We start from the raw sequence: 25,169 nt of genomic DNA, 5'->3' as shown, positions 1-25,169 counted from the left end.
CAGGCAAGGCAGCCTGAGCCGATCCCGGCAACCGGAATGGAGTGATCGATGTGAACTTGCTGCGGAAGTTGACGATTCGTTCCCAAATCTCCATTATTGCTTGCCTGATCGCCCTGGTCGTGATGGCGATTCTGTCGGCCAGCTACTTGCAGATGGCCAGAATCATCGGCTCCAACAACGAGAAGCTGACCGGAGACCTGATTTTGCAGATGCGGCAGACGGTTCACTCCAACAAGGACGTTCTGGAGCGTCTGATGATGAACATCGCCTTTAATATGGACGTGCAGAACTTTCTGATCGAACCGGACAAGGCGCAGAGCTTTATGCTCTCCAAACGGGTAGACAGCTTGTTTATCAATTCGAGGACGCTGAAGGAGGGCATCCTCGATATTGTCATTCATGGGGAAGACGGGCGTTGGATCGATATCGCCGGGGGGAGGGGACTGACGAAAGCCTACCAAGGCGCCATTACGGAAGGGAAGTTCTTTCACTATTACGGCTTGCAAAACTTCGGACGCCATTACGAGATGGAGAACGTGTTCCTGATCGGGTCGAAAATCAAATATTCGCAGCCGGGAGAAAGGTTTAACGACACGATTGGAACGCTGTTTTTCGTCGTTTCCCCGCAGGCGCTGCTGGGCGAGATCAGCGATCTGTCTACGGAAATGAACACGATGTCCTTCTTCGTCGATTGGCAGAGGAAGGTCGTCTCCGGCAACGAATCGCTGCGCATGATCGACGATCTGGAGCTGCTGGGAGCCGGGCGCGACGGTTCGATCAAACGCGAGGTGAAGTGGGAGGGAGAAACCTATATCGCCCACTCGGAGTATTTGCCCGACATGAAGAGCGCGATCGTCAGCATGATTCCCAAAGACGCGGTCATGCGCGACATGAATGCGATACGCATCTTCTTCATCGTCATGTTCCTGATCGGCGGCGTCGTGATGACGATGCTGTTCAAGGCGATTACCGGCAATATTCTGCTTCCGTTGAAGAAGCTGATCAACTTCATGAGCACCGTGAAGCGGGGAGATCTGGCCAAGCTGAAGAGCAGAATCGATCTGGACGGCTACGTGGAGATCAACCTGATGGCCACCGAGTTCAACAACATGCTGAATAAAATCGACTCCTTGACACGGGAACTGCTCGATACGCACGCGACTCTGTACGGCGTGGAACTGGAGAAGAAAAAGGCCGAGCTGGCGTATTTGCGCAGCCAGATCCATCCGCACTTCCTGTACAATACGCTGGAAATGATCAAAGGCATGGCCGCCGTCAAGGGAGCGCAGGAGATCCGGGAAGCCGCCGCTTCGCTCGGCAGCATATTCCGCTACAGCATTAAAGGGGAAGGCATCGTGCCGCTCCAGACGGAACTGGCCGTCGTGGAATCCTACCTCCACATTCAGCGGCTGCGCTTCGGTTCGCGGTTCAGCGTCGAGTTGGAGGTCGACGCGCATTGTCTTGAATGCCCGGTGCCGAAAATGATTTTGCAGCCAATCGTCGAAAATGCCGTATATCACGGCCTGGAGCCGAAGGAGGACCGCGGCGTTCTCCGAATCAAGTCGTACTTGGACGACCGCAGCGACTTGATCGTCGTTGTCGAGGACGACGGGGTCGGGATGAACGAAGAGCGGCTCGGACGGCTGCGGACGGCGTTGTCGGACGAGGATTATCGCGCGCGGCTTGGGGGCGAAGGGGGACACAGCATCGGCTTCGCCAACGTGAACGCCAGAATCAAGATGATCTGCGGTCCGGCATACGGACTAAGGATCGCAAGCAAGGAGGGGGGCGGCACGACCGTCCGGGTGAAGCTGTCGACGAAAGGAGAAATGCTTCATGCGATATAAAATTTTGCTTGTTGACGACGAAGCTTGGGTGATCGAAAGCTTGAAGGCGAGCGTCGATTGGCATCGGCACGGCTTCGAGGTGGCGGGAACGGCGCTGAGCGGAAGCGAAGCGCTGTCCATGATCGACGCCATCCGGCCCGACGCGGTGTTTACGGATATCCGCATGCCGGGCATGAGCGGCCTGGACCTGATCAAGAAAGGCAGCGAGCTGCCCAATCATCGGGCGCACTACATCGTGGTGAGCGGCTACGCGGAGTTCGCCTACGCGCAGAAGGCGCTGACGTACGGCGCGCTGGCGTACTGTCTGAAGCCGTTCGACGAGAACGAGATCGTCTCGATTCTGAAGAAGATCAAACGAGAGAAAGACGCGAGAACGGCCGGACCGCTCGAGAGAGGAAGGGCGCTGCAAGCGTTCCTGGAAACGCCGCACGACGACTATCGGGAGGATCTGCTGGAGGAATTGAACGCTTACGGTTTGTCCGCGCAGCCGGACGACGGAATCTGCGCGATCGTCTGCGCCTTGGGCGTGCCGGCGACCGGGCGCGCTTCGCTCGGCATGCTGAACGTCAAGATCGGCAAATACAAGCAGCTGTTCGTCGCCCCCTGGAATCGGCTGGACAATGCCGCCAAGGAGATCGAACGAGAGCTGGCGGGCGATCTGCGAGGCGTCGGGGTTAGCGGGAAGGTGACGGATATCGGCAAGCTGCCAGAAGCGGTCGATGCGGCCAACGCGGCGGCCGATCGATACTTCATTGCCGGCGCGCCGGGAATATTCCATGACGCGCAGCCGGACAAGGAAGCGTTCCACGACGCGATGAAGCGGCTCGGAGACGCCATCCGCGAGGGCGATCTCGCCGCGGCGAACCGTGCGTTCGACGGGATCGCCGGGGTGTTCCGCGAAGGCGGCCTGGCGGTCAAGCACGCGCTGCATTTGTACAATATGGTGCATTCCCTCATGTACCACCGCTTCCGGTCGGACATGTCCGACCGCATGCTGTACAGCCATGAGCTGCTGCTGACCGGCTTCGTCTCGCTGACGGAGATGCTTCATTATTTGCGCCAGTTCGTCAGCCGCTATATGCTGGAGTCTCCCGAATTCGATTCGCAGGAGTCCGGCAACGAGACGTTCCGCGCCATTTTGCAATTCGTCAACCACAACTATCTCCAGGACGTCTCCATCCAAAGCCTGTCCGCCAAATTTTATACGAACCCCAGCTATATTTGCCAGTTGTTCAAAAAAGAAGTCGGCGATACGTTCACCTCCTACATCGCCCGGCTGCGCATTACCTACGCCTGCGAACTGCTCACGGACACCGATCTGATGGTCGGCGAAATCGCGGAGAAGGCGGGATATCCCGATTACTTCTACTTTACGAAAATATTTAAAAGAATCGTCGGCAAAACGCCGTCGCAATACCGCGCGGAGATGAAATAGGCGAGTATGTACATTTTTTAGATCTTCCGGTTAACTCCCCTGCCTATTTCGGCTTCGTCCCTGCCGCGCACGAGGCTGTATGTACGAAAAGTATGCATTCCGCTAAATACTCTTCGCCCGCGCTTATCCGATACAATAAAACCGGAAGCAAATGAAACCGCTTTCGAAACGGCTTCTACACTATTCCAGTAGGGGGACGAAGAATGAGGATAAGATGGCTTTCGACGATGCTGGTAGCGGTCATGCTGGCGCTGGCGGCGTGCTCGGGGGGCGGTTCGACGAACGAGCCTTCCGAGCAGGCGTCGCCGTCCGCTTCGGCGACGGACGCCGAGGCGAGCTCGCCTTCCGCCGTTGCCGAAGAGCCCGAGGTTGCGCCTTCGGACGGTCCGATCGATCTGAAAGGCAGGACGATCCGGATCGGACAATGGTGGGGCATGGAAAACTATCTCTCCGAGGAAGAGATCGAGAGACAGAAGAAAGCCGAAGAGAAGTTTAACGTCAAAATCGAGTACGTCACCGTTCCGTTCGGGGAAATTCAATCGCGCATCATTACGACTTCGGTAGCGGGACAGCCGTTCGCCGACATCATCATGATTCCGCTCGAGTGGTCGATTCCGAAGATGGTCAGCGAAGGCTACATTCGCAACATTGACGACCTGGTCGACATGGCGGATCCGAACTGGAACTCCATTATGCTCAACTACGGCAAATACAACGGCAAGCAATACAGCTTCACCGACAAGGACAACAACGGCCACGGCTTCTACTACAACAAAACGCTGGTTCAGCGCAACGGACTCGAGGATCCTTACGAGCTGCAGGAGCGCGGCGAGTGGACGTGGGACAAATTCCTCGAGATGGCCAAAGCGGTGACGAAGGACGGCGTGTTCGGCGTATCGCAATACGACTCGCCTTCGAGCCTCGCGATTCCGTTTATTTACTCCAACAACGCATTCGTGACCAAGGACGACCAGATTACGTACGACGCGCCGGAAGCGCTCGAAGCGATCCAGTTCGTATCCGATCTGTACAACGTTCATAAAGTCGTCGGAGGAGCATGGACCGAAGGCACGGTATTGTTTTATCCCGGTTACCGCTGGGCGGCGTACGACTTCAACGGCAGCATGGCCGACGATTGGGGCTACGTCTTCTTCCCGAAAGGACCGCGGGCGGACAACTACGTCGTGCCGACGACGATCAATATGTGGCATCTGATGGCCGACGCGGAAAATCCGCGCGAAGTGATGGCGGTGTGGAAGGAGCTCTACGAGAGGGATATCGAGAAGGGCTTCGACGGCGTCATTCGCGCCGAGGAAGCGAACTTCCGGAATCAGGAGGGGCTTAACACGCTGCGGAAAATGCTGGGCAACGGCACCGTACTTCAATTCTATGCGTACGAGGGCTTCAGCAACTATTTCAGCGAGGCGATCAACAATATTATGGCGGGCAAAGGAACGCCGTCAAGCGAGCTGGCGCGCATCAAACCGCTGACGCAAGCCGCGATCGACGTCACGTTGAAGAAGTAGGCGCCGTTTCATACCCAAAGCCGCGGACACCCCAATCGGTTTAACACTGTTGGGGTGTCTCTCTTAAGCGGGAAGGAGAGTCCGCATGGTTCAGACGAGAAAATACGAGACAGCCAGAGTCGTCCTGTTCGCGACGTTGGCGGTCATGCTCCTGCTGCCCCAGCCCTATCGCGGGCTGTTCGCCGTCGAGGCGGCGCCCGCGAGCGATTGGTCGGAGAGCGATCTGGGCAATAAGGCGGAAGGCGGCTACGACCGGTATTTGGCGCAATATCGGGACGCGCCGAGACCGGACGTCGAGCTGATCGTTCCGGGAGGAAGCTACGCGAGCGCGGAAGAGATGGAGCCGAAGCTCGTGCGCCGGCTGGAAGATCGGCCCGTCAACGCGGTGGAGACCGGCGAGTCGGGCAGCGTCACGTGGCAGGTCGAGGTGCCGGAAGACGGATTGTACGGCATCGCGATCCGCTACTACCCGGTGGAAGGGAAGGGGGCCGACATCGACCGCGAACTGCGGATCGACGGAGAGCTGCCGTTCGCCGAGAGCAGAAATCTGGTGTTTCGCAGAGTGTGGGCCAGCTCGGGAGAGACGACCCGCGACGAGCGGGACAACGACATGCACGCCAGGCAGGCGGAGCGCCCGATGTGGCAGGACGTATTCGTGCAAAGCTCTGACGGACGCCACACCGATCCCTACTTGTTTTACCTGTCGCGAGGAAGCCATACGATTACTTTGGTATCCGCCAAGGAAAAAATGCTCGTCGATTACTTGAGAATCGCGCAGCCGGAAGAAGCGGAGAGCTACGCGAGCGTCGCTTCCCGGTACGAGGCGCAAGGCTACAAGGACGCCGCGGATGCGCTGATCAAAGTGCAGGGCGAACAAGCCGAGCTGAAATCGAGCCAGGTGCTGTACCCGATGATGGATCGCAGCAGTCCGGCTACGGAGCCGTATCATGTGTCCCGGATCAGACTGAACACGATCGGCGGCTACAACTGGTCGGAAGCCGGCGATTGGATCACCTGGGAAATCGATGTCCCGGAGGACGGGCTTTACCATATCGGCGTCAAGTACAAGCAAAGCTATCAGCGCGGCGTGACTTCCTACCGGAAGCTGTATATCGACGGAAAGCTGCCGTTCCGGGAGATGGCCGGCATCGGCTTTCCGTTCTCGACGAATTGGCAAATGAACCGGCTCGGGGACGGGAAGACGCCGTATTCCTTCTACCTGACGAAGGGCAAGCACGAGATCAAGATGGAAGTAACGCTCGGAGACATGGCCTTGCTGCTGCGAACCGTCGAATCGAGCGTTCTTGAGCTCAACCGAATCTATCGCCGCATCATTATGGTGACGGGCACCGTTCCTGACGAATTCAGGGATTACCAGTTGGAGTTGAAAATTCCCGAGCTGCTCGACGTCCTCGCCGGGCAGGCCGACATTCTCGAGTCCGTCGCGCGTCGCGCGGAACAGATTGCCGGAGGCAGCAGCGACCGCACCGCGGCTTTGAAGCGTCTCGTCTACCAGCTGAGAGACATGGCCGAGAAGCCGGAGACGATCGCGCGCCGGCTGGAGACGTTCAAATCCAATACAAGCTCGCTGGGGGATTGGATCTATTCCGTCAACTATATGCCGCTGTCGGTGGACTATCTGGTCGTCGCTTCGCCGGATCGGAAGCTGCCGGCCGCGGAGGCGAATTTTCTGGGCAAGGTGAAGCATCAGACGAACGCGTTCCTGCATTCCTTCTTTACGGATTTTAATCAGCTGGGAGCTTCCAACGAAGGGACGAAGAAGATCACCCTGTGGATGACGCAGGGGCTGGATCAGGCCAAAATCGTCAAAAGGCTGATCGACGAATCGTTCACTCCCGACACCGGCATAGCCGTCGATATCCAGGTGGTGACGGAAGGCGTGCTGCTGCAGGCGATGCTGGCGGGGCGCGGCCCGGATGTGTCGTTCTCGCTGACGGACGACAAGCCGGTCAACTACGCTCTGCGCAGCGCCGTCGCCGATATGTCCCGATTTCCCGGGTTCGATCGGGTGAAGAGCCGCTTCCACGACAGCGCGTTCGTTCCCTATACGTTCAACGAAGGCGTATACGGTTTGCCGATGGAGCAAAGCTTCCCCGTCCTGTTTTACCGCAAGGACATTATGGATGAGCTGAACGTGCAGATTCCGCAGACGTGGGATGACGTGTTCGAACTGATTCCCGAGTTGCAGAAGCAAAATTTGCTGTTCGGTTTTCCGATTCAGGTACTCGTCCGCTTGGGCTCCAATGTGCAGGAGAGCGCGGCGCTTCCCGTCAATGCCACTTACGGCATGATGCTCTACCAGAACGGAGGCGAGCTGTATCGCGAAGGCGGCAAAGCCAGCGCGCTTGATACGGAAGTGGCGGTCAAGACGTTCCTGGATTGGACGGAGCTGTACACGACCTACAAGCTGCCGCTTACGACCGATTTCGTCAACCGGTTCCGCAGCGGCGAGATGCCGATCGCGATCGCCGATTATACGAGGTTCAACATTATCAGCGTCGCCGCGCCGGAGCTGAACGGGCTATGGGAGTTCACGCTCGTGCCGGGCGTTCGCCAGCCCGACGGATCGATCCGCAGGGACGTTGCCGCCAACGGATCGACGGCGGTCATCCTGAAGGACAGCAAGCGGCAGGACGAGGCATGGGCCTTCCTCGATTGGTGGACCGGCGCGGACGTTCAGGCCCAATACAGTCTGGAGATGGAAGGCATCTTCGGACCCGGCGGACGCTATCCGACGGCCAACCTGGAAGCCGTTGCCCGCATTCCGTGGCAAGTGAAGGACTACAACACGCTGATGGAGCAATGGCAATGGGCGCAGGGCATTCCGGAAGTCGCCGGAGGCTACTTTACGGGGCGGCATCTGGACAACGCCTTTCGCAGCGTCGTCATCTCCAACGAAGATCCGCGGGAAGCGATCGATCTGTACACGCGGCACATTAACGAAGAAATGATCAAAAAACGGACCGAGTTCGGCTTGCCGAATTAGAGGAAGGGAGGCGAAGCGCGATGCCGGCAGCATCCGACAGAAGCGGCGCGGGCGTTGAATGGCGCGGCCAAGCCGGAACGACGGCGCGTCGGCCCGGCGCCGGGCGGGGGAGGCTGAATCGCCTGATCGGCGAAATCAGAATCAAACGGCAGGGCTACGTGCTGCTTGCCCCGTATTTTATTTTGTTCTTTCTGTTCACCGCCTTTCCGGTGCTGATGGCGTTCGGCCTCAGCTTTACGAACTTTAACGTGCTGGAGCCGCCGACTTGGGTCGGATGGGACAATTATGCCAATCTGTTCGTGAAGGACGAAGTGTTTCTTATCGCGCTCAAGAATACGCTGCTGTTCGCGGCGATTACCGGACCGCTCAGCTATGTCGCCTGTTTCTTCCTGGCCTGGCTGATCAACGAGCTGTCTCCGGGAATTCGCTCCTTCGTCACGCTGCTCTTCTATGCGCCGTCCATCTCGGGGAACGTATTCCTGATCTGGCAGGTGGCCTTTTCCGGCGATTCCTTCGGTTATGCCAACGCGTTTTTGATGAAATGGGGGTTTATTCTGGAGCCGATCCAGTGGCTCCAGGACCCGAAGTACATGCTGGCCATCATTATGGTCGTTCAGCTGTGGCTCAGCCTGGGCACCGCGTTCCTCGCCTTTATCGCCGGCTTGCAAGGCCTGGACATGACGCTGATCGAAGCGGGGGCGATCGACGGCATCCGCAATCGCTGGCAGGAGCTGTGGTTCATCACGCTGCCGTCCTTGCGCCCGATGCTGATGTTCGGCGCGGTCATGCAGATTACGGCGTCTTTCGCGGTCGCCGAAGTCGCCACCAGCCTGGTCGGCTTCCCGAGTCCCCAATATGCGGGGCATACGATCGTGACCCACTTGAACGACTTCGGAACGATCCGGTTCGAGATGGGGTACGCCAGCGCGGTCGCGACCTTCCTGTTCGCCTTGATGCTGGGAACGAACCTGGTCGTGCAGAAATTGCTGCGGAAAGTGGGGGGCTGACCGATGAGGCTCGGATTCGGAATTCGATTAAGGCGGCAGAAGAAGCTCAACCGCTCTTGGCCGGTCGATATCGCCTTGTTTGTGCTGCTCTCGGGCGCGGGCGCGTTCATGGCCGTTCCGTTCGTGTTTATGGTCAGCACGGCGCTTAAGCCGCTGGACGAGATGTTTCTGTTCCCGCCCACGTTTATCGTGCGCTCGCCGACGCTGGACAACTTCTATGACTTGACGCTTATTTTCGCCAATTCGTGGGTTCCGCTGTCGCGCTACGTATTCAACACGATTTTTGTCGCCTTCGCGGGAACGGCGGGACATGTCATTCTGGCGTCCATGGCGGCCTACCCGCTGGCGAAGCTCAGGCTGCCGGGCGGCGGCTTTCTGTTCGCGGTCGTCATCCTGTCGCTCATGTTCGCGTCCCAGGTTACCTCCATTCCGAACTACTTGACCGTGACGTGGCTTGGCCTGCTGGATTCCTACTGGGCGTTGATTTTCCCCGCGCTGGCCACTTCGCTCGGCTTGTTCCTGATGAAGCAGTTCATGGAGCAAATTCCGGACGCCTTGATCGAAGCGGCCAAAATCGACGGGGCGAGCGAATACCGGATTTTCTGGACGATCATCATGCCGATGGTCAGGCCGGCGTGGCTGACGCTGATTATTTTCTCCTTCAAAGGCTTGTGGGGAACGGGCAGCGGAGCGCAGGGGGCGTCGTTCGTCTATAGCGAGCAGTTGAAAACGATGGATTACGCCTTCAGCCAAATTTTGTCCGGAGGCTTTATACGCTCGGGACCGATGGCCGCCGCGGCGCTCATTATGATGCTCGTGCCGGTCGCGATCTTCATCTTGACCCAGCGAAGCGTTATCCAGACGATGTCGACTTCGGGGCTGAAAGATTAACTCAGAGAGGGGGTGAGCGCTTGGCTTCCGCAAGGAGCATAGCGAGGATTATAGGGCTGATCTGCTTCCTGTTCGGCTTCTGCGCCCCGGCTTACGCGCTGCCCGATCACGGCTACAATTATTCCTACTGGGGGGAAGCGGAGCCCGCTCCGTATCCGTATTTGGCCGAGAAGAAGATTACCGGGACGAGTCTGGGCATCGGCCATTTCAACGTTCCGCAGGACGTATTCGCGGCGGGGGACAGGCGTATCTACATTGCGGATACGGGCAACAACCGGATCGTGTGCCTGGACGAATCGGGCCATCTGATCCGCGTGATCGACGGCTTCGATTACGGGGGGAGAAGCGACGGCTTCAACAAGCCTTACGGCGTCTACGTCGATGCGAGAAACGATATTTACGTGGCGGACACCTTCAACGGCAGAATCGTCAAGCTGAGCAACGAGGGAACGTTTATCGCCGCCTTCGGACCTCCGGAGTCCAATATTATCCCGCAGGATTTTCAATACTTTCCGCTTAAGCTCAACGTGGACCGGACGAACCGGATTTACGTCGTGGCTCAGGGCGCCTACGAAGGCATTATGGAGCTTGACGCCGGCGGCAGCTTCAAGGGATACGTCGGAACGAACAAAGTGAGATTCAGTCCGGCCGACCTGCTGTGGAAAAGAATATCGACCCGGGAGCAGACGGAGCAGATGGAGCTGTTCCTTCCGGTCGAATTCAGCAACCTCGACCTGGACGAACGGGGGTTCATCTACGCGGTTTCCTCCGAGATCAACGCCAGTACGCCGATCAAGCGGTTTAATCCGGCGGGGGAAGATATTTTGCGCCGCGAAGGTTATTTCGACCCGAGGGGCGACGTGTCTGTCATCCCGCTGGATGCTTCGCAGACCGATGCCCCGGCGCTTCGGAACGAAGGAAGCTCCCGGTTCATTGACATCGTCACCGACGAAGGCGGCATGTACAGCGGGCTCGACTCGAAGAGAAACCGTATTTTCACCTATGACCGCGACGGCAATTTGCTGTATCAATTCGGCGGCGTCGGCACGCATGAAAATTATTTTCAGAAACCGATCGCCATCGCCATGCTCGGAGATCGAATGGCGGTGCTGGACAATGAGATGAACCGTCTGACGATATTCGCTCCCACAAGATACGGAGCGCTGATCCGCGAAGCGATCAAGGCGAACTTCAACGGCCGGGCGGAGGAGGCGGCGGCCGCTTGGGAAGAAGTGCTGCGCCTGAACGCCAACTTCGACATTGCTTACATCGGGATGGGCAAAGCTCATCTGAAGCAAAACGAGAACAAGCTGGCGATGAGCTATTTCGAGAACGGCAACAATCGGAAGTATTATTCGGAGGCGTTCAAACGCTATCGCAGCGAAGTCGTCTGGAACCATTTCGGGACGATCATGATGGTTGGGCTGGGCGCGGCTGCGCTTGCGATCGCGGGCCGCGTCTACTGGGCAAGGCGGCGACCGCAGCTTTATTTTGTCGACGCGGGCGTGGCGAGGGCTCCCTTCTATACGCTGTTCAGGCCGTTCAGCGGCTTCTGGGAGCTGAAGTACGAAGGCAAAGGCCGCGTCAAGATCGCTCTGTTCATCGTGCTGGCGCTTATCGTGACGATGATCTTGAAACGGCAGTATGCCGGTTTCGTCGTCAACTTCAACAAGCCGGACGAACTGAACAGCATGGACGAACTCATCTATATCGTCATGCCTTTCCTCCTGTTCTGCGTCTCCAACTGGTCGCTGACGACGCTGATGGACGGGGAGGGCAAGTTCCGCGAGATCGTCATGACGGTCGGCTATGCGATGCTTCCGCTCGTCCTGGTGTATGCGCCGCAAATTGCGTTCAGCAACATGATTACGCTGGACGAGGCGCCGTTCTACTACTTGATCGAGACGATTGCCGCGATCTGGTTTCTCTGGCTGCTGTTTGTCGGGCTGATGACAGTGCATCAGTATTCGATTTTCAAAACGGCGCTTACTCTGCTGCTTACGTTGGTCGTGATGGCGTTCGTCGTGTTTCTGGGCATTCTCATCTTCAGCTTGCTGCAGCAGATGACCGCGTTTATCATTTCCGTCGCGACAGAGATTCGGGCAAGGCTCTAGGAGGTGCGAACATGAGCATTAGAAGGAAGTGGGCAGTCTTGACCTGCTGCTGCCTTGCGGCGGCCGTCATTGCGAACGGAGTCGTCCTTCAGGCGCAGACGGAAGCGGGAGGGCGCGAGGAGGCGAACGTCATCGTCGAAAAGGGGGCGGCAGCAGAGACGGCGAGGCGCGAAGTGACGATCTCCTCGTCGGCCGCGGCGACGCCCGCAGGCATGCGGATGATCGCGGCCAACGGGGAACTGGAGCTTCTGCTCAACGATAAGACGACGGAAGTGGCCGTGAGAGAGAAGCGCAGCGGTCGACTCTGGTCTTCCAATCCGCCGGACCGGGAAGAGGACCCTATCGCCGCGTCGGTCAACAAAGCGGAGCTGGCCTCCCAGTTGATTGTGTCCTACTATAACGACCGCGGGCACGAATCGTTCATCAACAACGTTTCCGAGAGTGTCGCGAAAGGACAGTTCGAGATCGTCCCGACCGCTAACGGCGTTCGCGTCGTATATGAGATCGGCAGCTCGGACAAAGGGCTCGGCGCAATCCCGAAGGCGGTCGGCAAGACGAGGTTCGAGGAACGGATTTTGGGACAAATCGAGGACGACTCGGTACGAAGCCGCTTGCGCTCCCGATTTTTCTTCAATGAGGCCAAAAACCAATACGAGCGCAAGGAGATGCAGGATTACATCGTGAAGGACGTGGTCGCCATCCTCGAGTCGATCGGCTACACGCCCGAGGAGGCGAAGCTGGATAACGAATCCGCGGGGGCTGCGGAGGAGAGAGGAAATTTGGCGCCGCGCTTCGTCGTCCCGATCGACTACGAGCTTGAGGGGGGAAATCTGGTCGTCCGAATCGACACCGCCCTGCTCGAAGACACGGAAGCGTTCCCGCTGCACAAATTACAGCTGCTGCCCTTCTTCGGAGCGGCCGGCATGCGGGAGGAGGGCTATATGTTCGTTCCGGACGGCTCAGGTGCGCTGATCGCGCTGAACGACACGAACAAGGGAGCCCGGGCATACGAGGCGCCGCTGTACGGAGAGGATCAGACGCCTCTGGCCAGCGAGCTGGTTCAGGCGCAATATACGCAGCTGTCCAGGCTTCCCGTCTTCGGGATGAAGCAGGGCGACCATGCGATGTTCGCCATTATCGAGCAGGGGGACGCGATGGCGAGTATCTTGGCCGATACGAGCGGCAAGCTGAACGGCTACAACCGGGTAGGCGCCTCGTTCCGGATCAAAAATATGGAGCCCGTGGAATTCAGGGCCGGTTCCGTAACGCGGCAAATTCCGAAGTATTCGCAGACGTACGACGGCGGGATTGCGGTGCGGTACGGCTTTCTGGCCGGGGAGTCGGCCGATTACGTCGGCATGGCGCATTATTACCGGAACTATCTGGTCGAGCGGTACGGCTTGACGCGGGTGCAGAAGACGAGCGATACGCCGTTCGTGCTGGAACTGATCGGTTCCATTCCCGTTCGCCAAACGTTTCTCGGCATTCCTTACAAGGCGGTGGAGCCCGTTACGACGTTCGGGCAGGCGATGGACCTGCTGGACGCGCTGCAAGCGCGCGGAATCTATCAAATCCGCTTGAAATATTCCGGGTGGTTCAACAAGGGCTATTACCACTCGCTGCCCGACACGGTAAAGCCGGATTCCGCCCTTGGCGGACGGAAAGGCTTCGCCGATCTGATCGCTTACGTGCGCGAGCGCAACATCGAGCTGTATCCCGACGCGGCGTTCCAGAGAGTGTACGTGAACGGCAAAGGTTTCCGCGCATCGCGCGACGCGGCGCGGTTTCTGAACCGCAAGTCGGCCCGAAGCTACAGCCGCGACATCGTGACGACCAACCCGGACTCGAGCAGCCATTATTTGCTGTCGCCGCGCAAGCTGACGGACGTCGTCTCCGGGTTCCTGGACGACTATGCGCCGTTTCGGGCCGGCGGGGTGTCGCTGAGAGATCTCGGAGAGGATCTGAACAGCGACGTGACGCCGCGGGATACGTTGAATCGTCAGGAAGCCGTCGGCATCGTAACCGACGTCCTGCGAGAGATCGAGGACAGCGTCGGACGGATTCTGGTCAATGGCGGCAACGCCTACGCGATTCCGTACGCCGGAACGATCGCGAACGCGCCGCTGGAGAGCAGCAAATTCAACATCGCTTCCGAAGAAGTTCCGTTCTACTCGATCGTGCTGCGCGGCTACGCGGATCTGGCGGGAGCGCCGATTAACCATGGCAGAGACCAGGACCCGAGATCGGCCCTGCTGAAGATGCTCGAGACGGGCTCGTTCGCGTTCTACCAATGGTTCTACGAGCAGCCGACGGTCATTCGGGATACGAGGCTGAATCATTTGTACTCGTCGCATTACGGCAATTGGCTGGAAGAGGCCGTCGGGCTCTACAAGGAAGCGAACGCCGTGCTGAGCCAGGTACAGGGTCAGACGATCGCCGGCCATCGCAAGCTGGCGGACGGCGTCTACGAAACGACTTACGAGAAAGGCTTGAAAATTATCGTGAATTACAATAAAGCCGCGGTGACGGCCCAAGGAACGGCGATCGAAGCCCGGGGCTACCGCGTGATCGGCGGTGAAGGAGGATGAAGCGCGCACGTATGACGCTAAGAAGACGGAAGGCTGCGCTGGGGATGCTCTTCGTGTCGCCCTGGCTGCTCGGATTTCTGTTCCTGTTTGTCGTTCCGCTGTACGAATCGTTCCTGTACAGCCTGAATTCGCTGACGCTCGGCAAAGGGGGATTCGATACGAGCTACGAAGGGTTCGCCTACTACCGGGAGTTGTTCCGCACGCATCCGACCTTCAACCGCGTGCTGACGGAGGCGATCACGGACATCGTCATCAACGTGCCGTCGATCACGATCTTCAGCCTGTTCGTGGCGACGCTGATTAACCAGAAGTTTCGCGGCCGGGTATTCGCCCGCGCCATCTTCTTCCTGCCTGTTCTATTGGCCGCTCCCGTCTTATCGCTGGAGAACAGCACGCAGATGAACGCCATCGCCTCTTCCATTACCGGAACTTCCGGCGAAGGCGGCTTTCTCTTTACGAGCTTCGAGCTGCAGCGCATGCTGCTCGAAGCGGGGGCGGGGCAGGGCATTATTAGCTACATTACGGATTCGGTAGACCGAATCTATGAAATTATCAGCTCTTCGGGCGTGCAAATTCTGATTTTCCTCGCGGCGCTCCAATCGATCTCGCCTTCGCTCTACGAGGCGGCGAAGATCGAGGGCACGACCGGTTACGAAGCTTTCTGGAAAATTACGTTCCCGATGATCAGCCCGATCCTTCTGACGAACGTGGTGTACACGATCGTGGACGCTTACAGCCGCAACGCGCTCAGCCAGATGATTACCGATACGGCGTTCCAGTCGCTTAACTTCAGCTTGAGCGCGGCGATGGCCTGGGTGTATTTTCTCGTAGTTGCGACTATTTTGCTCCTTACGACGACGCTCATATCGCGCAAGGTGTTCTATTACGATTAACCGTTTTATGACTAAGGAGGTGCGGCGCCTTGAAGCCAGCAGTCCGTCCCCGCGCGGAAGCGTGGATCGAGCAGGTCAAGCGGATCCATCCGATTTACTGGGCGAAGCATTGGAGCTGGGTGGCCGTCCGAGCCATACTGGTCATCGGTTTTTGTTTCGTTATTTTGTATCCGCTGTTTTTCAAATTGTCCGTCTCCTTCAAGGATCGGATGGACATCTACGACACGACGGTATTGTGGATTCCGAAGAACTTCACGCTGGATACGATCCGAATCGCTTTTCAGGCGCTCAGCTACCCGAAGACCGCCTGGAACTCCTTTGCGATTGCCGGCGTATCGACGGCGATGCAGGTGGTGTCCTGCTCCTTGGCGGCTTTCGCTTTCGCGCGGCTGCAATTCAAGGGAAGCGGTCTGCTGTTCGCCGGCGTCATCTTCACGATCATCGTGCCGGTGCAGACGATTATGATCACGACATATCTCAATTACCGTTATTTCGACGTTTTTGGTCTAATCGAGCTATTCACCGGACAGCGGGGCATTAATCTGCTGGACAGCTACTGGCCGTTTATTTTACAGTCGATTACCGGCATGGGCATCAAGAGCGGCTTGTTTATTTTCATCTTTCGCCAATTTTTCAGAGGCATCCCGACGGAACTGGAGGAAGCGTCGTATATCGACGGGTGCACCGTGTTCCAATCGTTCTACCGCATCATGCTGCCGAACGCGATTCCGGCGATCGTCACGGTCGTTTTATTTTCGTTCGTCTGGCAATGGAACGACAATTATTTCGTATCGTTGTTCCTGACGTCCACGGACGTGCTGTCGACGAAGCTGCCGGTCATGTGGGCATCCTTCTCTCTGACCGATCCGTTGTACGCCTATCTTGTCAAAAACGCCGGAGAGCTGCTGTTCATCGCGCCGATCATCCTGCTGTACATGTTCGCGCAGCGGTATTTCGTAGAGAGCGTAGAACGCAGCGGACTGATCGGATAATTGGTATAATAGAAGCGAAAGGTTCCGATGACGGTTGGCCGACTTGCGAGGGGGGAAGGCATTGAAGCGCTCCAGAAAGCTCGTGTTCGTACTGCTCGTCCTGCTGATCGTATTCACGGTCAGCTTCAGCGCGGTAGAGCGTTCGTTGACTTCGACTCCCGCAAGCGATCGGCCGATGGGCGAACATCTGAATCTGTCCATTGCCTTCTGGGATATCGCAACCGCTTTCAAGGGCAAGGATCCTGTCTTGCGGAAGATCGAGAAGGACTTTAATGTGACGTTCGAGCCGGTCCAGATTACGATGTCCGACTACCATCAGAAGCTGCAAATGTGGGCCACTTCTGACAAGCTGCCGGACGTGTTCGCCCATTCCATCGCCAGCGATTCCCCCGGCATCTACAACGAATGGATCAAGCACGGGCTGATCAAGCCTCTGCCGGAAGATCTGACCCCGTACCCCTACGTCGATCAAATTGCGCAAATTCCCGATATCCGCCTGCTCAGAAAAGACAACCGGCTGTACATGCTGCCGCGAATCGGTTACCCGACCAATCGGCTGTGGATGCTGGAGAGGGTCGTGTTCGTCCGAAAGGATTGGATGAAAGACGCTTTGATCCGGGAAATCGCCGACTTCGAAGACTTCTCCAACATGCTCGCGACGTTCACGAACCGGAGGGTGAACTCCGGCTCGGAGCAGCCTCCCGTCGGGCTGACCGCAGCGGGGATGAACGGTTTGGCCTGGGCGTTCAGCTCGACTTTTCCCCAGTTCGCGGCGGGTCAGTGGGTGTTCGAAGATAACGTGTGGATTCCGTACTACGCGTCCCGCAAAATGGACGAGGTCGTCGTGCAGCTGCGAAAGCTGTACGAGAACGGCGCGCTGGATCGGGATTTCTACTATATGAAGGAAGAAGACGCCTTGACCAAGTTCGCGCAGGGCCAGGCGGGCGCGCTCGTCTACCGCGCGACTCCGAGCAGCCTGAGCGGATTGGAAGAGCTGTGGAACGACTATCAGCCGAACAAGGATTTCCACGATTCGGTCGACATCCTGCGCATGTGGTTATCGGAGGAGGGCTATCGCTACTATTACGTCGCGCAGACTTATTGGTCCGAGACGTTCTTCAATGCGAACATCAGCGACGAGAAGATGAGCAGGGTGCTGAAGCTGTACGACTATTTGCTCTCGCCGGAAGGACAGAGGCTGACCAGCTACGGCCTGGAAGGCGTCGATTATCGGCTGGAGGACGGCAACCCGGTCATGATCCGGCCAATCGACGAACATAACGGCCAACCGGATGCCATCTCCAGCGTCTATCCGTCCATTCCGATTTTCCGGTCGCTGGCATCCTGGGGCAAGGAGACCGAGTTCCGGCTGAACGAGCTGAACAAGATCAGCTACGGAGAGGCGAACATTCAGAAGAGTTTGTCCGAGATGGAGTGGCTGATCAACAACGCGGTGGCCACGCCCGCGTACCACAAGATCAATTCCTTGTCCACGCCGGCCAAGGACAAGCTGAGCGCAATGATCAATCCGCTCGAGGATCTGATCAAAGTCGTCATCAGCGGCGAAGACCCGGTCGCGATGTGGCACGACCATGTGCGCCAATACCGTGAGCTCGGACTGGGCGAGGCGATCCAGGAGGTTAACCTGGCTTTAAGTCTTCGCGACCGCAATTAGGAACAAAAAAAGCTGCCCCGAAAATCAGGCAACTTGGATCATCGAGATACATACCCCCGGTACATATGCATCGATGATTCTAAGTGTTGCGCTCTGATTCCATGGGACAGCTCTTTTTGACGTTCTTAGTACAAGTGAACTTCTTTAGCGTTGTTCAAATCCGGAAGGGCGGAGATTTCGCTCAGCACCTGCTTCGTGACGCCTTTGTCGACGCCCAGCACCATGACGGCTTCGCCGCCGACGATTTTGCGTCCGACCTGCATCGTGGCGATGTTGATGTCCTTCGTGCCGAGCAGCGTGCCGACGCGGCCGATGAGACCCGGTTTGTCGTGATGCGAGATAAGCAGAATGTGTCCTTGCGGCTCGACGTCGACCGGGAACTTGTCGACCTGCGTAATGCGCGGGCCGAAGCCGTTCAGCAGCGTGCCGGCGACGAGACGCTCTTCCTTGTCCGTGCGCAGCGTGACGCTGACTTGGTTCGTGAAGCCCTTGGTCGCGTGAGACTTCGTGACGACGATGTTGACGCCGCGGTTTTTGGCCAAGTGCATCGCGTTGACGACGTTGACCTGGTCGGAGCCGAGGTGATGGGCGAGCACGCCTTCGACGACTCTGCGCGTCAGCGGCTGCGTATCGACGTCAGCCAGCTCCCCTGCGTAAGAGACGGCGATTTCCTTGACCGCGCCGGCGGCGATCTGCGCCGAGAAGCTGCCGAGCTTCTTGCCGAGCTGGAAGTACGGCTCGAGCTTGCTGAGCACGTCAGCCGCGACAGGAGGCATGTTGACGGCGTTCTTGAACGGCTCGTTGCGCAGAATGTGCAGCAGCTGCTCGGATACGTCGATCGCCACGTTCTCCTGCGCTTCTATCGTGGAAGCGCCGAGGTGAGGCGTCACGATAATCTTCGGATGCTTCAGGAACGGGTGATCCGCAGCAGGCGGCTCTTCCTCGAATACGTCGAACGCCGCGCCCGCTACCGTGCCGGCATCGATCGCTTCCACGAGCGCCAGCTCGTCGATGATGCCGCCGCGAGCGCAGTTAACGATGCGTACGCCCGGCTTGATTCTGGCGAATTGCTCTTTGCCGATCATGTGGCGGGTTTCCGGGGTAAGCGGAGTGTGAACCGTGATGAAGTCCGCTTCCGCAATGATTTCATCCACGGACGCTTTGCGCACGCCGATCTTGTCCGCGCGTTCTTCCGTCAGGAACGGATCGTAGCCGAGCACGTTCATGCCGAACGCCTTGGCGCGAGCGGCGACTTCGCTGCCGATGCGGCCCATGCCGAGCACGCCGAGCGTCTTGTTGCGGAGCTCGACGCCGACGAACGATTTGCGGTCCCATACGCCGCCGACCGTCTTCAAGTAAGCTTGCGGAATATGGCGGGCAACGGCCATCATCATGGCGAAGGTGTGCTCGCAAGTGGTGATCGTGTTGCCGTCCGGAGCGTTAATGACGATAATGCCGCGTTTCGTGGCGGCTTCGAGATCGATGTTGTCGACGCCGACGCCCGCGCGTCCGATCACCTTGAGCTGCTTGGCCGCGTTCATGATGCGCTCGGTGACGCGCGTCTGGCTGCGTACGAGCAGGGCGTCGTATTCGCCGATGATGGCGACCAGCTCGTCCTCGCTGAGGCCTGGTTTCTTGTCGATGGTGATGTCGGAAGCTTCGACCAGGAGCGAGATGCCCAAATCGCTGATCGGATCCGATACGAGTACTTTGTACATGTGGAACCCTCCTTCGAAATATAGAAAACACCCTCAACCGCCGATCCTCCGCTCAGGGCGGATTAACGGTGCGTAGAGGGTGACTCCGCAAGGTCACTACTTTAAGTATCGTCTTACGCACGAGCTTGATTCCGATTGCCTTTCCTATTTTATAGCAATAGGGCGGACAATTGCAATGGCGAATGTGAGACAATTGACGCTGTATAGCGTTAAAGGGCTAAAAAACTATTTTCCTGACGAAAAAAACGGCAGCTGGGGGAGCTGTTCGCTCGCGTAAAACCTCGACTTGACTTCGTTGAAGTAACCGCTCGTCACCGCTTCGGTGCTGATCAGCAAGTCGGCGATGGCGTTAAAGCTCTTGATCTTCCGCTTCTCGGCCTGGCCGGAGGCGATGAACTGGTCGACTTTGGCGGCCAGGTCGTGCGGCAGATAGTCGGTAAGCGCGGCTTGCTCGGTCATGAAGTCGGACGACGCTTTAAGTTTGACGACCAGCGGCAAGTCCTTCCAGTCCGCGATCGAAATAACGTTCAGACCGTCGACGTCGGCGGGAATGTCCGCGTTGACCGCTTCGGCCCACTTCAGCATCGAGCCGAAATATTCCTTCTGCCCGGTCAGCGCGAATTTCAGCCCTTCTTTATAGTAAGAATCGGCTTCGACTTTATCGAGCGCGGTCTGGGCGGAGCCTTCGTTCGCGCTCGCCGCGAGCCCGGAGAAGCCTTCTTCGAACAGTTTCAGGCTTTTCATGTAGTTCGTTTGAGCGGATTTAAGCTGCGGCGAGACCGGTGCAACATAAACCCCTTTGATCGCGTCGTATTTGTTCCGGGCCGTCTTGGCAAGCTGCTTGAGCGCCGCGGAGCGGTCGGCCGTCGAATCGCTCAGCCACTTGTTCTGCGCGTCGAGCCAGTCGTTTTGAAATTCACGATACGACAAAAATACGGTATGATAGAAGGAAACCAAATCTTGCTGCTGGTAGGCGTTCGGCTCGGGAGTAGCGGCCGCCGCTTCCACGGCTTCCTCCGAAGCGCGGCCGGCCTCGGCGCGATCGGTACCCACCTTGACCCCGTAGAAAAAAGCGCCAATTGCGATTACAAGCATGAGCAGGAACGCTAGGGAGAACATAAGATCAGAACGGTTCAGACGCTTTTCCATCGGTTGCTCCTTTTAAACGGTCTTTTGAGTATTTTGTAGTCCTAGTATAGAAAAAAACGCACTTCTTGAACATACAAAAAAATGCAAAAATCGAGGAATCATGAGAAAATTCGACATTCGCAATATTAAAGTTCGCAAGGTTACGGTCGATCAATTAAGCGACAGGATGCTGCTTGCGAACCTGTACGTCACTCAGGCGCTTACTCTTATTATCGGTATCGTATGGTTATTATTTCAGCGCAGAAATCCGCTGGAGCTGCTTATTTTTCCGACGACCTACGAATTCGCGATTTGGGGCGCCGGATTGGCGCTGCTCGTCCTGCTGTTCGATCTGTCGATCTCCAGGTTCGTTCCCGAAGAAGCGGCGGACGACGGAGGCGTGAACGAGAGAATATTCCGGGCCAGGCCCGTGTGGCACATCGCGGTCATCTCCTTCGTCGTTGCGGTGTGCGAAGAGATTCTGTTCCGGGGAGCCGTTCAGCATGCGTTCGGACCGTACTGGACCAGCATCTTGTTCGCGGCTATCCACGTCCGGTACTTGCGTCATTGGATTCCGACGGGAATGGTGTTCTCGATCAGCTACGGTCTGGGCTGGATTATGGAATACACGGGAACGTTATGGACGCCGATCTTGGCGCACTTTCTGGTGGACTTCATCATGGGATGCATTATTCGTTTTCGGAGGGAAGAGAAATGAAGGAAGACCGAGAGTCCTCCTTGACCGCGTGGGAGCGGTACGTATCGGCCAAGAAGGCCGCGTTCGGCGCGGATAATGCCAATGAGCCCCTGTCGCTGGAGCAGTTGGAGGAGGCGATCGCTCAAGCCGCCGCGAGCGCGGGCATACCGGAAACCGGCATGCCCCCTCGCGCTGAAGTTCATCCCGTCAGGAGAAGCCAGCTGTCGAAATGGTTTTATTTGACGTTGGTCGTGCTGTTCGCGCTGCTGGTCGCAGGCTTGTTCTGGTGGGGACGGGAGCAGCAGATTTCTCCGTAGCGGTCTTACAGCTCGGTATCGATCGCGTCGGGATCGACGAAGGAGTAGCCCTTGTCCTCCAGCTGCGTCAGCAGCTCGTCCAGCGCTTTGGCCGTCCAAGGCAGCTCATGCATCAGAATGTTGCTGCCCGAGTGCAATTGCTCCAGGACGTTGTCGATGACCGCTTGCGGGCGCTTGTCCTCGGAGATCTTGCCCATGTCCCAGTCCAGCGAACCGTTCGACCAGGTCATGAACAGCAGGTCGTTGTCCTTGGCGATCTGGCGGACGGAGTCGTTCGACGAGCCGTGGGGCGGACGGAAGAAAACGGGGGCTTTGCCCGTAATGTCCTTGACGATCTCCTGCACGCTCTCGATCTGTTCCTTGATTTTCGGAGCCTGTTCCTTCTTGAGCTCGATGTGGTCCCAGGAATGGTTGCCGATCGTTTGGCCGCGCTCGTCGATTTTCTTGAGCAGGTCGGGATTCGCCTTGACGCGGTAGCCGTTCACGAAGAAGATCGCCTTCGCTTGGTGCTTGTCCAGCGTATCGAGCAGAGGATCGAGCGTCTCCGGCGCTTTCGGCCCGTCGTCGAAAGTGAGCAGCACGACTTTGCCGTCGGTCTTCTCCTTGTCGATCGGGACGATGAAGTAATTTTTGTTCATTCGGTACGTTTTCTCCACCGGGCCTGCTTCCGGCTCCTGGCTCGCCGGGGTTTCTGCGGGCGATTCCGAAGCGGACGGTTCCGGCGAAAGGGACGGGGAAGCGGGAACGGTCGCCGCGGGCGTCGATGCGGAAGCTTCGGGAGCGGACGAGCCGCCGCCGTCCGGCGTTTGCGCGCCGGCGCAGGCCGTAACCAGGGCGCCGAGCAGCATCAGGGATGTGCAGATCGAGATCAGTCGACGATTCATGTTGAAGTTCCTCCGTTTGTCGTTCGTAAACATGTTCGATTGTACCATAATCGACTAAGGCGTGTATGCAGACACGCCCTAGGCTTCGACAGGAGCGGCTTCCTTAATTTGATGAGCATGTCCGGAGCGCAAGGAGCCACAATAAGAGCAATAAGGAGGTGGCAATTGTGAAAATAGGGGCTTTCGTGATGGGAGGATTGGCCGGAGCGGCGATCGCCGTGTGGATTCAGCGCAATCAGAGAATGTCCGCGGCGGCTGCGGCCATGGGACACAATGTCAAGGAGCGCGTAATGGGCATGAAGGACGATGCCATCGAGAAGGCGATGAACATGAAGTTCGCGAGCAGCTTTCGCCGCTTCGGCGCCGAAAGCCGCGACGAAGATCACGGGCATCACGCTTCGCATTCTTCTCATCATTCTTCTTCGCATTCGAGCGAAGAAGGCGGAATGGACCAAATTCGCAAGCTGATCGCGCAAGACCCGGAAGTCGGCAAGGAAGTCGACGCGATTCTCGGGCAGAACGGACATCCTCATAATTAAGGCAAGCCTGTCGATTGACGGCGGCATCGTTCTTCCCTGCCGGGGAGAACGGTGCCGTTTTTTTGTCATTCGAGGGTTTTCCCTAGTGCATTTCGGCCGGAGAAATGATAACATGATCTCAAGCAAAGTTTCATTCACGCATTATATGCTTAATCATAAGCTGTTATCACCGGCAGAAGGAGGATCCTGTCATGAGGATGGAGCGGCTTAGCCAAGACAAAATTCGGATTTTCCTCACGTTCGACGATTTGACGGAGCGCGGGATCCAGAAAGAAGACATGTGGCGCGAAATTCCGAAAGTGCACGAACTGTTCAGCGAGATGATGGATCAGGCGTATAACGAGCTTGGATTCGACGCTTCCGGCCCGCTTGCGGTCGAAGTGTTCGCCATGCCGGCGCAAGGAATGGTCGTGATCGTGACTCGCGGCAAGCTGGAACGGGATGCCGAATCCGCCGTCGAGGACGAAGAAGAAGTATACGAACTAGAAGTGACGCTTGAACAGAGCGAAGCCATCATATATCGCTTCAAGGACATCGAGGACGCGATCGGCGCGGCGAAGACGCTTGCCGGCCGTTTGACGGACGAGGGAAGAATGTACCGCTACCAGAATCAGTGGGTGTTGGTGTTCGATCCCGCCGGTTTGGAGAGCTCGAGCTATCATGCGTTGATCGCGGTGCTCGCCGAATACGGGGAAGCGACCTCGATTACGCCCGCAGTGCTGGAAGAGTACGGGAAGCTGGTTATCGGTTCCAATGCGATCAGAGTGTTGGCGGAGCATTTCGCGAATTGAGCCCGCCGGTTTCGACGTTCGATTCATGAGGAGTCGCCTGCGATTGCGGGGCGACTCCTTTTGTCGCGTCATTCAGAAAAAAATAACCAGATTCACTAAATGTTCTTTTTTTCTCGCGTTCTTTTTGCTGTTATAATGGAGGTTAGGGAAGGGGGGACGACAGAATGCTGCTCGTGTCCGTGCTGGCGGCCGCCGTCGTGCCGGGTTTTGCGTTGTTGGCGTACTTTTACTGGAAAGACCGCTACGACACAGAGCCGATCTCGATGGTGCTGAAGATGTTCATGTTCGGCGTTCTGATCGTTCTCCCGATCATGATCGTGCAGCGAAGCCTCGTTCTCTGGCTGGGGGAGTCGCCCTTCGTCTATTCCTTCATCATCTCATCGGGCGTCGAGGAGTTTTTCAAATGGTTCGTGCTGTATCATATCATTTATAATCATACGGAATTCGACGAGCCTTACGACGGCATCGTATACGCCGTCGCCGTCTCGCTCGGCTTCGCCACCCTGGAGAACGTCCTGTACGCCTTTTTGCAGCCGGCCACCTTCGGCACGCTGTTTCTCCGGGCGCTGCTTCCGGTTTCGGGACATGCCCTGTTCGGAGTTTTGATGGGCTACTCGCTCGGCAAGGCGAAGTTCTCCGTCGGCAAGAGCGTCAAGCTGCATTTGCGGCTCGCCTTGCTCGTGCCGATCATCTGGCACGGGTTTTACGACTTCATGCTGCTCACATTCCCTCCGACGTGGCTCTGGATGGCCGTGCCGTTCATGTTCCTGCTCTGGTTCATCGGAATGCGCATGGTCAACAGCGCCAACGCGGTATCGCCTTTCCGCTTTCTCAAACGCGAGGAAGAGATTAAATTTTAGGCAATCCGTCCATACTGGGGGTGGGAATATCCGGTATGAAGGAGAGGATGTCGTTGTCGCAGCGGCTGAAAGTGACGATCCGGTGCAATCGTTGCAACGAGAAATTCGTTCTGCGCGGGCGCAAGGAGCGAGGCAAAGTAGATACGGGCTTCAAAATGTGCTTGTGCAGCAACGCGGAAGATTTCGAAATCGTAGAGGAAGCGCTCGGTTAACGGGGCGGCTTCCTCTTCTTCGTTTCTAAGAATGGCGCATAATGTCCG

At 57.4% G+C, this 25,169-nt stretch carries 20 protein-coding genes; 17 read left to right on the top strand and 3 right to left on the bottom strand.

What is annotated here, in order from left to right; genetic code table 11:
• Nucleotides 1-50: 50 nt before the first annotated feature.
• The 11 genes from B0G52_RS06935 (at nt 51) to B0G52_RS06885 (ending at nt 17,975) form a co-directional block, all read left to right on the top strand.
• Nucleotides 51-1,847 carry a sensor histidine kinase gene (locus B0G52_RS06935; RefSeq protein WP_094042790.1) on the top strand — a complete coding sequence of 599 codons (1,797 nt, stop codon included), beginning with the start codon at nt 51-53 and terminating at the stop codon, nt 1,845-1,847.
• Nucleotides 1,837-3,282 carry a response regulator gene (locus B0G52_RS06930; RefSeq protein ID WP_094042789.1) on the top strand — a complete coding sequence of 482 codons (1,446 nt, stop codon included), beginning with the start codon at nt 1,837-1,839 and terminating at the stop codon, nt 3,280-3,282. Before B0G52_RS06935 ends, B0G52_RS06930 begins: the two co-directional genes overlap by 11 nt.
• Nucleotides 3,283-3,485: 203 nt before the next feature.
• Nucleotides 3,486-4,808, top strand: a complete 1,323-nt coding sequence (locus tag B0G52_RS06925) for an ABC transporter substrate-binding protein (protein WP_094042788.1) — start codon at nt 3,486-3,488, stop codon at nt 4,806-4,808.
• 85 nt (nt 4,809-4,893) lie between these two features.
• Nucleotides 4,894-7,815 (top strand): extracellular solute-binding protein, encoded by a 2,922-nt coding sequence (locus B0G52_RS06920; RefSeq protein WP_233162434.1) that lies wholly within the window; start codon nt 4,894-4,896, stop codon nt 7,813-7,815.
• A gap of 20 nt (nt 7,816-7,835) precedes the next feature.
• Entirely contained in the window at nt 7,836-8,822 is a 987-nt protein-coding gene (locus tag B0G52_RS06915; RefSeq protein ID WP_094042787.1) for a carbohydrate ABC transporter permease, read from the top strand.
• Nucleotides 8,823-8,825: 3 nt separating this feature from the next.
• The gene (locus B0G52_RS06910) at nt 8,826-9,713 is read left to right on the top strand and encodes a carbohydrate ABC transporter permease (protein WP_094042786.1); all 888 of its coding nucleotides are present in this window, start codon (nt 8,826-8,828) and stop codon (nt 9,711-9,713) included.
• A 20-nt stretch (nt 9,714-9,733) separates the two neighbouring features.
• Nucleotides 9,734-11,827 carry a YIP1 family protein gene (locus B0G52_RS06905; protein WP_233162432.1) on the top strand — a complete coding sequence of 698 codons (2,094 nt, stop codon included), beginning with the start codon at nt 9,734-9,736 and terminating at the stop codon, nt 11,825-11,827.
• An 11-nt stretch (nt 11,828-11,838) separates the two neighbouring features.
• Complete coding sequence (locus B0G52_RS06900; protein WP_094042785.1) at nt 11,839-14,415, top strand: DUF5696 domain-containing protein; 2,577 nt, start codon at nt 11,839-11,841, stop codon at nt 14,413-14,415.
• Nucleotides 14,412-15,308 carry a carbohydrate ABC transporter permease gene (locus tag B0G52_RS06895; protein WP_094042784.1) on the top strand — a complete coding sequence of 299 codons (897 nt, stop codon included), beginning with the start codon at nt 14,412-14,414 and terminating at the stop codon, nt 15,306-15,308. Before B0G52_RS06900 ends, B0G52_RS06895 begins: the two co-directional genes overlap by 4 nt.
• A gap of 29 nt (nt 15,309-15,337) precedes the next feature.
• The gene (locus B0G52_RS06890; protein WP_233162430.1) at nt 15,338-16,300 is read left to right on the top strand and encodes a carbohydrate ABC transporter permease; all 963 of its coding nucleotides are present in this window, start codon (nt 15,338-15,340) and stop codon (nt 16,298-16,300) included.
• Between the two features lie 61 nt (nt 16,301-16,361).
• A complete protein-coding gene (locus B0G52_RS06885; RefSeq protein WP_094042783.1) occupies nt 16,362-17,975 on the top strand; it encodes an extracellular solute-binding protein in 1,614 nt (537 codons plus the stop codon).
• 125 nt (nt 17,976-18,100) lie between these two features.
• Here the strand turns inward: B0G52_RS06885 and serA are convergent, their stop codons facing one another.
• Both serA and B0G52_RS06875 read right to left on the bottom strand, forming a co-directional pair.
• Nucleotides 18,101-19,693, bottom strand: coding sequence for a phosphoglycerate dehydrogenase (gene serA / locus B0G52_RS06880; protein ID WP_094042782.1), 1,593 nt, complete (start codon nt 19,691-19,693; stop codon nt 18,101-18,103).
• A 225-nt stretch (nt 19,694-19,918) separates the two neighbouring features.
• Nucleotides 19,919-20,842, bottom strand: coding sequence for a hypothetical protein (locus tag B0G52_RS06875; protein ID WP_094042781.1), 924 nt, complete (start codon nt 20,840-20,842; stop codon nt 19,919-19,921).
• Nucleotides 20,843-20,942: 100 nt separating this feature from the next.
• On the opposite strand from B0G52_RS06875, the gene B0G52_RS06870 reads away from it, so the two are divergent.
• Both B0G52_RS06870 and B0G52_RS06865 read left to right on the top strand, forming a co-directional pair.
• Nucleotides 20,943-21,539 (top strand): CPBP family intramembrane glutamic endopeptidase, encoded by a 597-nt coding sequence (locus B0G52_RS06870; protein WP_094042780.1) that lies wholly within the window; start codon nt 20,943-20,945, stop codon nt 21,537-21,539.
• Nucleotides 21,536-21,835, top strand: a complete 300-nt coding sequence (locus tag B0G52_RS06865) for a hypothetical protein (protein WP_094042779.1) — start codon at nt 21,536-21,538, stop codon at nt 21,833-21,835. The genes B0G52_RS06870 and B0G52_RS06865 overlap by 4 nt, the downstream gene beginning before the upstream one ends.
• Nucleotides 21,836-21,840: 5 nt before the next feature.
• Here B0G52_RS06865 and B0G52_RS06860 read toward each other — a convergent pair whose 3' ends face one another.
• Nucleotides 21,841-22,719, bottom strand: coding sequence for a polysaccharide deacetylase family protein (locus tag B0G52_RS06860; protein ID WP_094042778.1), 879 nt, complete (start codon nt 22,717-22,719; stop codon nt 21,841-21,843).
• Between the two features lie 167 nt (nt 22,720-22,886).
• Between B0G52_RS06860 and B0G52_RS06855 the strand changes: the two genes are divergently transcribed.
• The 4 genes from B0G52_RS06855 to B0G52_RS35535 all read left to right on the top strand — a co-directional run bounded on the left by B0G52_RS06855 (nt 22,887) and on the right by B0G52_RS35535 (nt 25,121).
• Nucleotides 22,887-23,258 carry a hypothetical protein gene (locus tag B0G52_RS06855; protein ID WP_094042777.1) on the top strand — a complete coding sequence of 124 codons (372 nt, stop codon included), beginning with the start codon at nt 22,887-22,889 and terminating at the stop codon, nt 23,256-23,258.
• A gap of 191 nt (nt 23,259-23,449) precedes the next feature.
• Nucleotides 23,450-24,049: a genetic competence negative regulator gene (locus B0G52_RS06850; protein WP_094042776.1), complete on the top strand. Its 600-nt coding sequence runs from the start codon at nt 23,450-23,452 to the stop codon at nt 24,047-24,049.
• A 164-nt stretch (nt 24,050-24,213) separates the two neighbouring features.
• Nucleotides 24,214-24,909 (top strand): glutamic-type intramembrane protease PrsW, encoded by a 696-nt coding sequence (gene prsW / locus B0G52_RS06845; RefSeq protein WP_094042775.1) that lies wholly within the window; start codon nt 24,214-24,216, stop codon nt 24,907-24,909.
• Between the two features lie 35 nt (nt 24,910-24,944).
• Nucleotides 24,945-25,121, top strand: a complete 177-nt coding sequence (locus tag B0G52_RS35535) for a hypothetical protein (protein ID WP_158223613.1) — start codon at nt 24,945-24,947, stop codon at nt 25,119-25,121.
• Nucleotides 25,122-25,169 lie beyond the last annotated feature (48 nt).

The organism is Cohnella sp. SGD-V74, assembly GCF_003001675.1.
Taxonomy (GTDB): domain Bacteria; phylum Bacillota; class Bacilli; order Paenibacillales; family Paenibacillaceae; genus Cohnella.
Note: the sequence above shows the minus strand (reverse complement) of the source record. Positions and strands in the feature narration are given on the sequence as shown.

Bases quoted from the DNA above. Each gene is read 5' to 3' on its own strand.
- B0G52_RS06920 (WP_233162434.1), top strand. From the start codon at position 4,894: ATGGTTCAGACGAGAAAATACGAGACAGCCAGAGTCGTCCTGTTCGCG.
- serA (WP_094042782.1), bottom strand. From the start codon at position 19,693: ATGTACAAAGTACTCGTATCGGATCCGATCAGCGATTTGGGCATCTCG.
- B0G52_RS06865 (WP_094042779.1), top strand. From the start codon at position 21,536: ATGAAGGAAGACCGAGAGTCCTCCTTGACCGCGTGGGAGCGGTACGTA.
- B0G52_RS06915 (WP_094042787.1), top strand. From the start codon at position 7,836: ATGCCGGCAGCATCCGACAGAAGCGGCGCGGGCGTTGAATGGCGCGGC.
- B0G52_RS06850 (WP_094042776.1), top strand. From the start codon at position 23,450: ATGAGGATGGAGCGGCTTAGCCAAGACAAAATTCGGATTTTCCTCACG.
- B0G52_RS06910 (WP_094042786.1), top strand. From the start codon at position 8,826: ATGAGGCTCGGATTCGGAATTCGATTAAGGCGGCAGAAGAAGCTCAAC.
- B0G52_RS06895 (WP_094042784.1), top strand. From the start codon at position 14,412: ATGAAGCGCGCACGTATGACGCTAAGAAGACGGAAGGCTGCGCTGGGG.
- B0G52_RS06900 (WP_094042785.1), top strand. From the start codon at position 11,839: ATGAGCATTAGAAGGAAGTGGGCAGTCTTGACCTGCTGCTGCCTTGCG.
- B0G52_RS06930 (WP_094042789.1), top strand. From the start codon at position 1,837: ATGCGATATAAAATTTTGCTTGTTGACGACGAAGCTTGGGTGATCGAA.
- B0G52_RS35535 (WP_158223613.1), top strand. From the start codon at position 24,945: ATGAAGGAGAGGATGTCGTTGTCGCAGCGGCTGAAAGTGACGATCCGG.
- B0G52_RS06870 (WP_094042780.1), top strand. From the start codon at position 20,943: ATGAGAAAATTCGACATTCGCAATATTAAAGTTCGCAAGGTTACGGTC.
- B0G52_RS06860 (WP_094042778.1), bottom strand. From the start codon at position 22,719: ATGAATCGTCGACTGATCTCGATCTGCACATCCCTGATGCTGCTCGGC.
- B0G52_RS06875 (WP_094042781.1), bottom strand. From the start codon at position 20,842: ATGGAAAAGCGTCTGAACCGTTCTGATCTTATGTTCTCCCTAGCGTTC.
- prsW (WP_094042775.1), top strand. From the start codon at position 24,214: ATGCTGCTCGTGTCCGTGCTGGCGGCCGCCGTCGTGCCGGGTTTTGCG.
- B0G52_RS06925 (WP_094042788.1), top strand. From the start codon at position 3,486: ATGAGGATAAGATGGCTTTCGACGATGCTGGTAGCGGTCATGCTGGCG.